The organism is Saprospiraceae bacterium, assembly GCA_026129545.1.
GTDB lineage: Bacteria > Bacteroidota > Bacteroidia > Chitinophagales > Saprospiraceae > M3007.
On record JAHCHX010000001.1, the window covers coordinates 1,503,955 to 1,518,340 of the forward strand.

The window sequence follows — 14,386 nt, forward strand, 5'->3', positions numbered from 1 at the left end:
TCACTCCACCATTGGCACGGCAGGTACCGCTGGCTTGAGCATCACGACTGTCCGGCGATTTTTTTGGCGCCCCTCAGCAGTGGCGTTGGATGTGAGCGGATAGTATTCGCCTTTGCCGACTGGCGTGAGCTGGTTGGCATTCACGTTGAAGTCGCGCACAAGGAGCCGCACGAGATTGGTGGCACGCCGCAGGCTCCAATCCCAAGTGTCGAGCAGGGTTTTGTCCTTCGGCAGGGCGTTGTCGGTGTGGCTGACGACCTCTACAGACACCTCCGGGCGTTCCGTCAGGATTTGGGCCAAAGGGGATAACAACGCCTTGCCGGAGTTGCTGATTTCCTGACCGTTTTTCGCATCGAACAAAGTTTTGTCGGGCAAAGAAAGCAGCACGGCTTCTCCTTCCACCACCACACTGACATCGGCTTGACCAGCATACTGCTTGGTTAGCTGTGCGCGAAGTTCTTCCAATGCCTTCTTGCGCTCCTGTTGTGCTTTTTGAACGCTCTCAAGCAAGGCGTTGCGCTTGGCAAGGGTGGCCCGCGTGGAGGCCAATTCGTTTTCGACAGCCGCTTTCTCGCCAGCTAATTTGCTTGACGATTCGCCCAATTTTTGGGTGCGGGCGGATAGTTCTGCGTTTAAGTCTTTGATTTCTTCTTCCTGATTGCCAATGGTGCGGTTGAGCTCGCCGAGCTGCTTTATCAGATTGGCATTTTCCTGCCTGCGCTCAAGCAATTCTTTTACCAGCACTTTTTCGCGGGCTTCCGCCGCGGCGCGGGTGGCGATTTCGGCTTGGTACACTTTGGGTTTCACACAGGCGTGAAGCCCAGACATCAAGAACAAGAAAAGTAAAAATCGGACTCTTGGCATAGGTATGTGAGTTTGTTGGACGGGCAAAGTTTTTGAAAAATTCTTAGCGACTCTCGGTGTCGGTGGTTTTTCTATTTTCGCCGTCGATTTTTGGCTCAATAGAATGAAAAACCTCCTGTCTTTGTTGCCGTTGCTCTTCGCCGCTTGCGGCTTGGATGTCAACCTGTTGGAAGGGCAATGGCAGGCCATAGCTTTCTATGAAAACGGCCAAGATGCGCCAGCGCCACTCGATTCCATCGCTATTTCTTTTTTAGCAGACAGCCGCAACGAATTTCGTACCATAGGTTTCTACCGCGAGGCGGGGCCGTTCAGGGTGGCAGACAGTTTTTTGTTTCTGACCGACACGACCGCAAAACAACCCAAAGAACGCGCTTTGAAAATCCTGTTTTTGTCTGCCGACACGTTAAAACTTCAAATGGAGAAAGCCGGACAAGGGCAAGTCCTTTTTTTGAAAAAAAATCTAACTTTCTGACAATGAAAAAAGTATCAAGACGTGGTTTTATGAAAAACACATCCCTTGCCGCTGCCGCCGTCGCGGTTCCGCTACCCAATGAAGGCGGGAAAAAGAAGAACATATTCGTGCATCACGTTTTCTTTTGGCTGAAAAATCCGAGTAGCGAGGCCGACAAAAACAAGTTGGTGGAGGGTCTCGAAACGCTTGTGAAGATACCAAGCGTTCGCTTGGCTCATATTGGCACTCCTGCCTCTACCAACCGAAGCGTGATAGAACGTTCGTATGCCATTTCTTGGCTGCTTTTTTTCGACACGCTCGAAGCGGAGGAAGTCTATCAAAAGCATCCAGCCCATTTGAAGTTCGTGGAGCAATACGCACACCTTTGGGAAAAGGTCATCGTGTACGACTCGGAAGGGAAAAAGCGATGAACCCGTTGATTTATCGCATTTTAGGCTGCCTGCGCTTGCCGCCGGGGCGAAATCCTTTACCGCCCATCATGGCCATCATGGAAGGACTCATGGCTTGGCCAGCCATTTTCAGTTGTTTTTCCACTTCCTTGATTTGCTCCTTGAGCATGGACTCGGTGACGTGGAGTTTTTTCACTTCGCTGAAGTGCGCTTGAGCCTGCTTCAAGTTGTTTTTGTTTGCATAAATCATCACCAGTTGAAGCAAGGCGGTCGCCCTTTCGTTTTCGGAGGGCAGGCCTGCGTCGAGCGATTTTTTCACCCACGCCTCCGCTGCATTGAAATCGCGGCGTTGCATGGCCAGTGCGCCATAAGTCATGTAATAGACCCCTTTGTAGCCAACGAGCAATGTTTTTGGGAAAAAAGTAAGGCCGAGCCTTTTTTCTGCCTCATCGAGGCGTTGTTGGGCGATTAGCTGATTGGCGGATAGAATGGTGCCGAGCATCAGGTAACCAGCCAGCATGACGATGCCCAGCAAAAGAAACGGGAACCCATACCAGAATCCGTAAGCAGCCCACAAGATGGCACCGCCCAAAATGCCGCCCACAATGAGGGCAAAACGAAGATAGATATTGATAGTAAACATGGTGTCGCTTAAAATTCGGGGGCAAAATTATGAAAGCCTGTCGGGGTTCTGTGTCTTTGCGCCGAAAAAGAAAATAGAACCGAGCCACCGCACCGTTGCCATATTATGCTGAAAGAGATATACCGTTTCCTCCATCCGCGTTTCAGAACCCTTTTTTTGGAATACCGCGTGGCGTTCAAGCCGCGCTACGGACACGGCAGCCCGCCTCACCGCGAACTCTACGAAATCATCCAAGCCAATCGCGCTGAATATGTGGAGAACCTGCGCACGATGCTGAGTTTCAAAGAAAATTTGCAGGCCATCAAACCAATGGCACGAGAAAACAACCCAGACAACCCGGGTTGGAACAACGGCTTTTTGCCCGGCCTCGACATCGCGGGCATCTACACCATGCTCGCCAAATATCGGCCTGCGCGTTATGTGGAAGTCGGCTCCGGGAACTCAACCAAAGTGGCTTTCAAGGCAAAAAAAGAGCAAAACCTACCCACCGAAATTATCTCGATTGACCCTTTCCCACGAGCGGAAATTGACCATCTGGCCAACAGCATCATTCGACAACCCTTTGAAAATGTTGATTTTGCACCCTTTTTGGCCGAGTTCAAGGCGGGGGATATATTGTTTATTGACAACTCGCACCGCATTTTGCCCAACTCCGATGCGATGGTGTTTTTTTTGGAGGTGCTCCCACGCTTGCCACAGGGGGTACTCGTTCACATCCACGATATCTATTTGCCTTACGACTACCCTCAGTTCATGTGCGATAGGTTCTATTCCGAACAGTATGGCTTGGCGATGTTCATATTGGCCAACCCAAAGCGATACAAGACCATTTTGCCTAACTACTTCATCTCCGAGGATGAGACCTTGAGCGACATGGTGAAGCCACTCTGGGAACATCCCAACTTGAAAGATGTGGAGCGGCATGGAGGGTCGTATTGGATTGAGATTGGCTGATTTTCCATGTTCTTTCTCAATCTTTTCACGTCCATCTAAAATCCCAATGTCCCTCACACTGCCACTGGTGCCTTTATCGCCGGCCACGGGTCGTAGTTCAACAACTCGAAATCCTCGTATCGGAAAGAAAAAATATCGCGTGTGGCGGGATTGAGCCGCATGGTCGGCAGGGGGCGCGGCTCGCGGGATAGTTGCAGGTCAACCTGCTCCAAATGGTTGACGTAGAGGTGCGTGTCGCCGCCCGTCCAGACAAAATCGCCCGGTTCGAAGGCGCAAACTTGGGCGAGCATCAGGGTCAAAAGCGCGTAGGAAGCGATGTTGAACGGTACGCCGAGAAACACGTCGGCGCTGCGTTGGTAGAGTTGGCAACTCAACTTTTCGTCGGCTACATAAAATTGAAACAAGCAATGACACGGTGCCAGCGCCATGTCGGGAATGTCCGCCGGATTCCACGCCGACACGATGATGCGTCGGCTGTCGGGATTTTTTTTCAGCGTGTTCACGACTTCCGAAATCTGGTCAATTGTCCTGCCATCGGGAGCAGCCCATGAGCGCCACTGTTTTCCATACACTGGACCAAGGTCGCCGTTGGCATCGGCCCACTCGTCCCAGATGCTCACGCCGTTTTCTTTCAAATACCGAATATTGGTTTCGCCTTGCAAAAACCACAGAAGTTCGTGGATGACGCTTTTGAGATGCACTTTTTTGGTCGTCACGAGCGGGAAACCTTCGGCAAGGTTGAACCGTATCTGGTAGCCGAACACCGAAATGGTGCCAGTGCCAGTGCGGTCGGATTTTCGGGTGCCGTGCTGGAGAATGTGTCGGAGGAGGTCGTGGTAGGCTTGCATTTCTTTATCTGAAAAATTGGAGGGGTACGGAAGTTGTGCCGCTTGTTAAATTGAAAGACGGCACATCGGCAAATCCATCAATTCTTTCAAAAGTCTCAAGGTGTCGGATTGGGCTGTTTCCAAACGCATACCCCGATTAAGGAGGAATTGAACCTGCCTCGCCAACTAGGTTCAACTCCTCTTTAATCGGGGCATGACATCCGTATTTTTAAACACTTACAAAGGTAAGGCAAACTTATACCTTGATTCGTTAGAATTTGTCAGATGCTCATGATTGCCCTCCCTGATTTCAGCGATTCTCGCTTTGTCGGGCTCTGAGGTGTCATCCCGGAAGAATGGAGGGGTGACACCTCAAGGACAGGCCGAGGTGTCACCTTTTTCGTTCCTCAAAAGATGACACCTCTTACAAACCGAGAATAGCTGTAGTCTGGGAAAAACTCCAAAAGTCAATAAAACAACTTTACCACATTGGTGTCGCCCTCGTAGCAAGGCACATATAACACAGTCGTTTCCGTAGGCTTATCTTTCTTTTGGAAATAAAGACTAACCATTACTGGAACTCCGGCCACAAACTGGCCATTGACTTTTCCCTGCGAGGTGTAGGTAGCCGTGCCTGCCTGACTCGGGCTCAACCGAGTGCTATCCTTGTCTGTGGCATCAACCGGGACTTTTTGAGAAAGGAAAACACTTGCCTGAAAATAAGAATCGTTGGGCACAAGCGGCTCGAAGACTACGCGCACCCAACCCGGTTTGCCCGCATAAAAAATGGTCTGAGCAGGGTCATTCCGATTGATGTGTTTTATGTCAAGATAACCATCATCTTCCATCCAAACCCGATGCACCTCTTCGGCACTCATAAATCTCCCATCCGCGTCAGTAACCGCAGTGCCAAGTGATGCAAGGTCTTTGCAGGTGGAGTCAGGGTGCAAATTATCTTGACGGCAACCAAGCATAACGACTGACACTTCAGCCAAAGGGCGCAGAGAAGGGAATTCAAGCAAAACGTTTGTGAACACGGGCTTTTCCTCCTTGCACTGCAAGAAAAGAAGCATAAACAGAAGCGCCACAGCGATTGAGAAAAGATTTTTCATGTGAATTTTTTTGCAAAGAAAAAAAAACCGTGAGTCGTTTAATGTTAATTTTTAGAAGGCTCGCAAACTGATGGGTGCAGCGAAAGACAAAGTTGCCGAAGCCCTTATTGATTGGCCGTTTGCTTTATTTTTGTGGAAATTTTTTTTTGGACATGAAACAAGAGGATTTGCTGAAGCGAATCACCACTGACGTACGTCGCTCGCCGCTTTGAACATCCTGTACTTTCTGCCAATCGCGCCACAATTCCTGCAATCCGGCGATGAACTCGTGGAAATAAGTTAGACTTGCCTCATTTTTGCCCCCACAAAAACAATTCTATCAAAAAAACGTATTTACCAACCTCGCAACCAGAAAGTCCGCGACCTACTAAGTATGCAATTCGTTTTTCCCGCGTTTCTCGCCGCCCTTGCCGTTTTAGCCGTTCCGATTATCATCCACCTTTTCTATTTCCGGCGATTCAAGAGAGTGTATTTCACCAATGTCCGTTTTTTGAAAGAGGTGAAGGAAGAGACAAGCAATCGCCAGAAACTGCGCAACCTGCTCGTGCTGCTCATGCGTTGCCTAGCCATTGCCGCGATGGTGTTGGCTTTTGCGCAGCCATTCATCCCCTTGTCCGCAGGCGTGAAAAAGGGTGAGCGAGCAGTGAGCGTATATGTGGACAACTCGTTCAGCATGAATGCCTTGTCGAAAAACGCGCCACTGCTCGAATTGGCCAAACAACGCGCCCGCGACATCGTGAACGCATACGGCGTGGAAGACCGCTTTCAGGTGCTGACCAACGACTTTGAAGGACGCGACCAACGCCTCATCAGCAAAGAGGACGCACTTGACCGAATCGAGGAAATCCGCACCAGCCCGGCATCGCGCGATATTTCAAAAGTGCTCATCCGCCAACAACAATGCCTCAACTCTGGCAAACAAGAAAACAAAACAGCCTACGTCGTCAGTGACTTTCAAGCCAACATCGCCGATGTCGCCGATTTCCGCGACACTTTGATAGAGGTCAATCTCGTGCCCATGCGGGCAGTGCAAGAGCGAAACGTGTCGGTGGATAGTGTGTGGTTTGAAAGCCCGGTCCAAATCCTCAATCAACCCGCGAACCTGCTCGTAAAACTCAGCAACCGCAGCGAAGGTGAAGCGACCGAACTTCGGCTCAGCCTCCAGCACGACGGCCAGTCGAAGCCCGTCGGTTCCCTCAATATCCCAGCGCGCGGCAGCAAAATTGACACAGTGAGTTTCAACATCCTGCGCTCCGGCTGGCATGAGGCCAAAATCTCGGTAACGGACTACCCCATCCAATTCGACGACAACTACTATCTTGCCTTTCATGTCGCCGAGCGAATCAACGTGTTGTCCATCAACGGCTTGCAACCCAACAAGTATCTGGAAAACGCCTTTTTGGGCGCTCGATACTTTCTACTGAACAACGTCAGCGCGGGTGCCTTGGATTATTCCAAATTCTCCGACTACCAACTCATCGTGCTCAACGAGCTGGGTGTCGTGTCGTCAGGTTTGGCCAACGAATTGAAGAATTTTGTTCAGAACGGCGGCAATGTGTTGGTATTTCCAAGCCAGACTGCCGACCTCAATTCGTACAATGCCTTTCTCCAAAACTTCGACGCTGGCAATCTCGGCGCATACGAACCCACCCCCCGGCAAGCCAGCGACATCAACACCGAAGAGTTCGTGTTCAAAGACGTGTTTCTGAACAAAGGCTCCAACCTGCGCCTGCCCATCACGCAAGGCAATTTCAAAATCGCCCCCGCTCGTGGCGAATACATTTTGACCTATCGCGATGGCTCCGCGATGCTAGCCAAATACACGCAAGGAGAAGGGGCGCTCTACCTCAATGCCGCACCGCTCAATGAACAGCTGAACGACCTTGTCCGCAACGGAGAAATTTTCGTGCCCATGCTGTTCAAAATGGCGATTGCTGGCACCAAAGGCCGTCAAGTCGCCTACACCATCGGCAAAGACGAAGTGTTGGAATCGAAGCACCAAGTCTCCATAAGCGGCGAGAGCATATACAAACTGCAAAGAGTAGCGGAAAACACCCCAACATCCGACCCAAATGTCGCGCCAGCCACTACGGAAGAGTTCATTCCCGAACAACGCATTCTCGGCTCTAAAGTGCTGCTTACCCCCGGCACACAGATGCGCGATGCCGGCTGGTATCGGCTCCGTCTGCGGGGCGACAGCACACTTGCGGTGTTCGCGTTCAATTATGACAGAAAAGAAAGCGACCTCCGCTATTTGACCAATGAAAAACTCGCGGAGAACCTGCCTAAAAACATAAAATTGATTGCGGAAACCGCCGAAGCCAATTTTGGGCAAGTGGTGGACGAGCGCGAACGCGGCATCGTGCTGTGGCGCTGGTGCGTCATGTTTGCCCTGCTGTTTTTGGCACTGGAAGTGTTGTTTTTGAGATTGTGGAAGGTGTAACTATGCTGGCTTGGAAAACAAAGTGCATAACCTTTTTGTAAAAACTTGGTCAGCCTTCAAGCGCAGAGGACTCGGTTGACAGGCTTATAGGTTTTTGACAGGATTTACAGGATTTACAAGATTTACAGGATTTTTGGCGGCTAAGCCACTTCATCATATCCTGTAAATCTTGTAAATCCTGTCAAAAATTGAATGTCCGCTGACCTGCCTAAGTTTTTACACCTTTTTCACCCATCTGGGGCGATGCCATCACTGGTTTCGCCCTTCTTATTTTGGCAAAAACACCTACTTTCGCCCCATCTTAATCAACACGACCCAAACACCATTTCACAAGATTTTTTTCATTCGCACTCATTGCTCATCGCTCTACACCTATGGGAGATATACAACTTGACGACTGGAAACTTGAACAGGAAGAGTGGCTCGAAGCCATCGAGGAAGTCCTTGAAAATCAGGGCAAAGGCCGCACGGAAGAGCTCTTTCAACGCCTTCGTCACCTCATTGCCCGCAGGGGCGTGGCCAACGGCGGCCCTGCCTTGAACACACCATACCTCAACACAATTGCGCCCGACGACCAACCCGCATACCCCGGCGACCTCGCGCTCGAACAACGCATCGAGAACGTCATCCGCTGGAATGCCCAAGCAATGGTGTTGCAAGCACAGGACAAAGACCTTGCATTGGGAGGTCACATTGCCACTTATGCGGCCTCCGCCACCATGACGGAGGTGCTGTTTCACCACTTCCTGCGCAAACGCTCGGCAGACTATGGCGGCGACCTCTTCATGTTTCAAGGCCACGCTTCGCCCGGCATCTATGCCCGCGCCGTGTGGGAAGGCCGCTTGCCCTTGCAGGCGATTGCCGATTTCCGGCAAGAGACAATTGGCGGCGTGTCGAGTTATCCCCACCCGCGCCGTATGCCCCAATTTTGGCAAGCACCCACCGTCAGCATGGGGCTTGGCCCCATGACCGCGCTTTATCAGGCGCGTTTTTACAAATACTTGGAAAACAGAGGATTGAAACCCCAAAACGGCGGCAAAGTATGGCATTTCATTGGCGACGGCGAAATTGACGAACCCGAAGTGTACGGAACCATCGGCCTGGCCAGCCGCGAACATCTGGACAACGTGATATTTGTGGTTCACTGCAATTTGCAACGCCTCGATGGCCCCGTGCGCGGCAACGGAAAAGTCATTCAAGAAGTGGAGCGCCATTTCTTTGGCGCGGGATGGGAAGTCATCAAAGTGATTTGGAGCAGCGATTGGGATGAATTGTTGGCAAAAGACGAGGAAGGCATCTTGCTCACGCGCTTTGAGCGCCTCGTGGATGGCCAATTTCAGGAAATGGCTTCTGCCAACGACGGCGCACTGACGCGCAAAATGCTCATCGGCAGTGACGAACTGAGCGAGCAGATTAGTGCCCTGCTGTCCGACATCTCCGACGAGCAGCTGGCCAAAATGCGGCGCGGCGGCCACGATGCGGAAAAAATATACGCAGCCTACGACCGCGCCGTGAAATCCAACAAGCCTGTCGCCATCATCGTCAAAACCGTCAAAGGCTACGGCATGGGAAAAGCCGCCGAAGGCAAAAACAAGGCGCACCAAACCAAAGACCTCAGCGACGACAGCCGCGTGGAGACCAAAAACCGCTACGGCATCCCGCTCTCCGACGAGGAAGCAAAGGCCGCCAAGTTTTGGTATCCAGATGCCAATGCGCCAGAGACAAAATACCTGTTGGAACGCCGCAAGGCATTAGGCGGTTTTTTGCCGGAACGCTCCGAAACCTTTGAAAAATTCAACCTGCCGTCGCTCGATTTTTTTGACAAACAGCTGAAAGGCAGCGATTCTGGCAAAACATTTTCCACTACTGGCGCAATGGTGGACATCATGCTTCAGTTGGCTCGAAATCAGGAAGTTGGCAAATACATCGTGCCAATCGTGCCCGACGAGGCACAGACCTTCGGCATGGAGTCACTGTTCAATTCCTTACAAATCTGGAATCAAAAAGGCCAACTCTACACCCCGCTCGAAATCGGCATTTCGGTCATCAAATACAAAGAGTCCAAAACAGGGCAAGTGCTCCAAGAAGGCATCAACGAGGACGGCGCGACAGCCTCTTTCACTGCTGCTGGCACAGCCTACTCCTTGCATGGGTTGCCGATGGTGCCTTTCTACATCTACTACTCCATGTTCGGCTTCCAGCGCGTGGGCGACATGGTATGGGCGGCTGCCGACATGATGGCCAAAGGCTTTTTGCTCGGCGCCACCGCTGGCCGCACCACGCTCAATGGCGAGGGTTTGCAGCACGAAGACGGCCACTCGGTGCTAATCGCCCAGACGGTTCCTTCCGTCATTCCGTACGACCCGGCATTTGCCTACGAACTAGCGGTCATCATACACGACGGCCTGCGGCGGATGTTTGTGGAGAACGAGCATAAAATCTACTATATCACGCTATACAACGAAAACCTCCTGATGCCGCCCATGCCAAAAGGGGTCGAGGAAGGCATCAAACGAGGGCTTTATCGTTACAAAAAATCCGATAAAAAACCCGCAAAAGACGGCGCAAAGGCACACCTCTTGGGTTCAGGCGTCATCATGGAGCAGGTACTCAAAGCAGCTGAAATCCTCGAAAGCGAAGGAGTCAGCACCGACGTGTGGAGCGCCACCTCGTGGACAGAACTTTACCGCGATGCAGTCTCTTGCGACCGTTGGAATATGCTGCACCCCGGCAAGGAAGAAAAAGTGCCGTACATACAGCAGGCTTTGAAAGGCGAACATGGCGTGTTCGTCAGCGCCAACGACTGGATTAAACTCACAGCAGGCCAGCTCGCCCCCTGGATGCCACAGGATTTCACCGCGCTCGGCACAGACGGCTTCGGCCTTTCCGACAGCCGCGAGAACCTGCGCGATTACTTCGAGATTTCGCCCAAATACATCGCCTTCGCGGCGGTGCGCCTTTTGCAAAAACAAGGCAAGGTGACGGAAAAAGCCGTGCTAGAATTTATGAAAAAATACGGCGTGGAGAGTGAGAAAGTGGAGCCGATGTCAGTCTAACTTTTTGAAAAATCCTGAATCGGCGCACACTAACTTTGCGGCTTGTTTTCACCACTTTCAATTTTTTTAAAATGACCATCAGAATCGTATCCGCCATCATCGCAATCACCCTTGCGTTTGCGTCGTGCAAAAACGACTCCCCCAAACAAGAGACAACACCTCCGGCTGATGCCGCCGCTACAGGCAATGCTATCGCTACCGAAGACGCCGCACAAATTGCACTTCCAGAGAGCAACATGCCCACCTTGTCCGCTCCCGGCTCGGCAGTTGCGACGCAACAACCCGCACCCGCCGCTACTGGCGGCAGCGGTGCCGCGCCAAAGACAAACCCGCCACACGGCCAACCGGGCCATGTGTGCGGAGTGCCTGTTGGGTCTCCGTTGGACGGCTCGGCCGCTGCCAAACCAGCAGCTACCCCCCAGCCCGCGTCCGCGCCCCCCCCTGCTCCCACACCGCAACCCGCCGCGAACGTGACCGTCGAGCCGGGCACCAACCCGCCTCACGGCCAACCGGGTCATGTGTGTGGCACCCCCGTCGGAGCGCCTTTGCCCAAGCAGTAAAAGAACGTTGTGCCCACACGGCTCGTGCTCCCAACCATCGGTTGGGAGCACGAGCCTTTTCCACTTAACGCCCTTTCATGTCTTCGTTCAATTGCCGATAATTGATTTTCCCACCGTTGCTTTTTAAGTGCGCCACAATGATGAGCGCCCGCTCAATGCGCTTTTCCGAGGCTTTCACTTGGCCAACGATGTAGAGGAGGGTGCGTATTTTGCCGGGAGTGAGCGCATGAAACAAGCGGCTGCCCTCCTCATCCTGCGCCAGCACCTCCGCCAATTCCTCGGGCATGGGCAAACCATACTCACTCTCGTCTTTGCGAAGGCTGACGCGTACCATCGAACCGGGTTGCAGCCCCAATTTATCGCGGGTCTTTTTGTTGACCATTATCAAAAAAGAACCATCTCCCTTAGGCAGCAACGCGCACTGATACTCCATTTTTTCATTCAACACGCACACGACACGGCGGGCATCCCCCTGAATGAGTGCACCTGCCACCGCATCGGGCACGACAAAATGAAAGCCCCACAGGTTGTTGCCAGAGGCTTCCAAAACAGATTGAAATTGATAGGTCTCGTCAGTATTCATAAGTGCAATGTGGTAATCCGTGAACGTGGAGGTTCGGGGCGATTTTTACTGAAATTCAACCACAAATTCGGCGGCACGCAACCCATCTTGCTCCACCACGCATTGCTCAGGCGTGGGCAACATTTCGGTCACGAGCAAAGGCCCGCGTTGTTGGCGCAGCATTTTTGCAAACAGCTGCATGGACAAGGGACTATTCACATCAAAGTATTGAGGTTTCCCATGTGAAAATCGGGCAAAGAATCTTTGAGGCACTTCTATGTCTGGCAGTTCTTTCCGAACCAGCCGAAAAAAACGCGACTCGCGCTGCTCAAAACGCCACCGTTCCAATAGCACGTCTTCTATGTTCCACATTTTTCGCGCTACAAACAAAGAGCCATGCGCCACCCGCTCCGCAACGCGCCAACCTGCCCCACCTTCCGCCCAACGACGATGAGCCAGCAACCGTTCCAACGATATTTGCGGCATCCCCAAGTGCCACAGCACCTGCATGGCGGGCGGGCGGGTTTTTGGTGCCTCAAGGCCGAGGTCAGAGAAAACAATGGGCTTATTGGATTCACGGTCAATCAATTGCAGGCAACCTGCCTTCCATCGTACCTCCAAACTGCCAAGCAACACCATCCGACCATCGCGCATCGGATTTGTTCGCCCATCGGGAACAGCAAGAGCATCGTGAAACAAAGCCGGTTGAAAATTGGCGTTCGACCACCCCTGCCACGGGAAGGCCACCGTCAGCACCTCTTCATCGAAGCCCGTCCCTTGGGGCCCATCCACGTTCCAATGCTGCAACTGCGATGTGGCCTCCGCCGGGAAAAGATGCAACCAGCGAGCGAACATTTTGCCCCCCCCCGCAAAAAGCGCGTTCACGACAGCGGAATAACCACCCGATTCGTTGCGAAAGACTTGCAAAAGCGCCCCCATCTTTCCCACAAAATCCTGAGCGCACCGCCCCGCTCTATTTTCCGAAGTCGCTGTGTTAGACGCAAAAAAACGTTCGCAAAAATCAAGGAACCCTAGATGCTGCCCATCTGCCATATTGCGCTGGGCAAATGCGACAAGTCTCGCACGGAAGGGCGGCATCGCTGATGCCTTGTTTGCTTGCCAGCAGGTTGCCAAGTCTTTTGCGAATGTTTCCATCGTTTCCAAGGGGACGTTGGATTCCACCGATTGAGTCACATCTTCGAAGAAAATTTGCTCGGGTGGGATGGCTGGCAACGAGCCGCCGTGTTTTTCAAAAAAAGCGCTCGCCATCTCAAGTGTCTCATGCTGCATGACCCGCGCATCCTCCAGCGGCTGGTGAGGCAGGGTGCGGGCCGCCACGCGCATCCACTGCAAAAACGCCGCGGCATCCACGAGCAAAGGCGTGTGGGCGGGCAAAAAACCGAGAAAGTTGTAGAGGGCGCCACACCATGCGGGTGACAAACCTTTTTCGGGCAACTCCCACTCCAAGAGCCCATAATCTATCAGGTCAAAAACCCTTGCTGCCACCTGAGCACGCGCGGCATCCACCTTTTCCTCCAATCGTGAGAGAATAATCGAGTAAAGCATTTTTCCGCCCTGTTCCAAAAGCCATTCCACGATAAGGCCTGCTATCGGGTCGCCTTCCAACTTTTGAAAAGACTCCTGTTCGCCATCAAAATAAAGCCAAGTCCAGCGAGGGTTCGTGTTCGCTCGAACGATGCTTGGATTCAGTGTAAGTTGGAGCGCCTCATAAAAAGCCGGTTCGCGCAGCAACATCTCGTAGAGCGCCGGCAGCATCGCAACATTGGGCGTGGCCTGTGATTTGCCAAAAGTCACTGCGGCTTGCGAGCCGTGTTGCCAAAGCGCCACCGTCGTGAATCGGCTCAAGGGCGAGGTTTTGACCACGGCGCGGGTTAAATATTGATAGAGCGAAAGCGCCGTCTGTCGGGACTTTTTATTCAAGCGGTCGAGCGAGCATTGCGAAAACTCTGGCAAACAGTGGAGCAAATCATGGCTGGCAAAAAGCAAGGCACGGCGCAGGTTTTCGTCGTTGGCTGCCTTCTGCATCAAGCGATAATTGTCCTTCACGACCTGTTCGTATCGCTGGTCGAAAGTGTCAAGCGCCTTCGTTTTTTCTTCCCAACGAAGCAGATTTTCAAGGAGTTGAGCGATGGCTGGCTCGTGCTGGTTTTCGAGAAGCAGTTGAAAAAAGGCCGCGCTTGGCATTTTCTTTTTTGCAAAAAAATCACGTCGCGCATTGTAAATGGCCGTGCGCAAGGGAGAAGCACCAAGCGCGACAAGGGCTGCGTCGAAACACTCCCGCACGCGCTCGGCCACCTGATCTTCCGCCGCCTCTTCTGATGGCCATTCGGCAGAAATTGTTTCGAGCCATCGCAAAGGCAACCCTGCGACCCGGATAAGCACCAATGGGGAAAGCGAAATGGAATGATGGCTGGTCATTGAGATGGGTCTTTTCGGTTGTTCAAGGTCATCATCATCAGCCGCGCAATTTCAACACTTCCCCC

12 protein-coding genes are annotated in these 14,386 nt (G+C 52.4%); 6 read left to right on the forward strand and 6 right to left on the reverse strand.

Translation table 11 applies throughout. The annotated features are described in order from the left end of the window. Nucleotides 1-864: an OmpA family protein gene (locus KIS77_05595; protein MCW5921797.1), complete on the reverse strand. Its 864-nt coding sequence runs from the start codon at nt 862-864 to the stop codon at nt 1-3. 103 nt (nt 865-967) lie between these two features. Here KIS77_05595 and KIS77_05600 point away from each other — a divergent pair, with 103 nt between their 5' ends. Together KIS77_05600 and KIS77_05605 are read left to right on the forward strand one after the other, a co-directional pair. Beyond that, nucleotides 968-1,336, forward strand: coding sequence for a hypothetical protein (locus KIS77_05600; GenBank protein ID MCW5921798.1), 369 nt, complete (start codon nt 968-970; stop codon nt 1,334-1,336). Between the two features lie 29 nt (nt 1,337-1,365). Beyond that, nucleotides 1,366-1,746: a Dabb family protein gene (locus tag KIS77_05605; protein ID MCW5921799.1), complete on the forward strand. Its 381-nt coding sequence runs from the start codon at nt 1,366-1,368 to the stop codon at nt 1,744-1,746. A gap of 10 nt (nt 1,747-1,756) precedes the next feature. Here KIS77_05605 and KIS77_05610 read toward each other — a convergent pair whose 3' ends face one another. Further along, a complete protein-coding gene (locus KIS77_05610) occupies nt 1,757-2,368 on the reverse strand; it encodes a hypothetical protein (protein MCW5921800.1) in 612 nt (203 codons plus the stop codon). Between the two features lie 105 nt (nt 2,369-2,473). On the opposite strand from KIS77_05610, the gene KIS77_05615 reads away from it, so the two are divergent. Then, nucleotides 2,474-3,322 (forward strand): class I SAM-dependent methyltransferase, encoded by an 849-nt coding sequence (locus KIS77_05615; protein MCW5921801.1) that lies wholly within the window; start codon nt 2,474-2,476, stop codon nt 3,320-3,322. A 53-nt stretch (nt 3,323-3,375) separates the two neighbouring features. On the opposite strand, the gene KIS77_05620 is transcribed toward KIS77_05615, so the two are convergent. Both KIS77_05620 and KIS77_05625 read right to left on the reverse strand, forming a co-directional pair. Continuing rightward, nucleotides 3,376-4,170 (reverse strand): thymidylate synthase, encoded by a 795-nt coding sequence (locus KIS77_05620; protein ID MCW5921802.1) that lies wholly within the window; start codon nt 4,168-4,170, stop codon nt 3,376-3,378. Nucleotides 4,171-4,616: 446 nt separating this feature from the next. Beyond that, on the reverse strand, nt 4,617-5,261 hold the full coding sequence (locus KIS77_05625; GenBank protein MCW5921803.1) for a hypothetical protein: 645 nt from the start codon (nt 5,259-5,261) through the stop codon (nt 4,617-4,619). A 373-nt stretch (nt 5,262-5,634) separates the two neighbouring features. Here KIS77_05625 and KIS77_05630 point away from each other — a divergent pair, with 373 nt between their 5' ends. The 3 genes from KIS77_05630 to KIS77_05640 all read left to right on the forward strand — a co-directional run bounded on the left by KIS77_05630 (nt 5,635) and on the right by KIS77_05640 (nt 11,320). Beyond that, nucleotides 5,635-7,704, forward strand: a complete 2,070-nt coding sequence (locus tag KIS77_05630) for a BatA domain-containing protein (protein MCW5921804.1) — start codon at nt 5,635-5,637, stop codon at nt 7,702-7,704. A 374-nt stretch (nt 7,705-8,078) separates the two neighbouring features. Then, nucleotides 8,079-10,760, forward strand: a complete 2,682-nt coding sequence (aceE, locus tag KIS77_05635) for a pyruvate dehydrogenase (acetyl-transferring), homodimeric type (protein MCW5921805.1) — start codon at nt 8,079-8,081, stop codon at nt 10,758-10,760. A gap of 71 nt (nt 10,761-10,831) precedes the next feature. Beyond that, on the forward strand, nt 10,832-11,320 hold the full coding sequence (locus KIS77_05640; GenBank protein ID MCW5921806.1) for a hypothetical protein: 489 nt from the start codon (nt 10,832-10,834) through the stop codon (nt 11,318-11,320). 64 nt (nt 11,321-11,384) lie between these two features. Here the strand turns inward: KIS77_05640 and KIS77_05645 are convergent, their stop codons facing one another. Continuing rightward, nucleotides 11,385-11,903: a DUF1905 domain-containing protein gene (locus KIS77_05645; protein MCW5921807.1), complete on the reverse strand. Its 519-nt coding sequence runs from the start codon at nt 11,901-11,903 to the stop codon at nt 11,385-11,387. A 45-nt stretch (nt 11,904-11,948) separates the two neighbouring features. Beyond that, the gene (locus KIS77_05650; GenBank protein ID MCW5921808.1) at nt 11,949-14,321 is read right to left on the reverse strand and encodes a lantibiotic dehydratase; all 2,373 of its coding nucleotides are present in this window, start codon (nt 14,319-14,321) and stop codon (nt 11,949-11,951) included. Nucleotides 14,322-14,386: the final 65 nt, after the last annotated feature.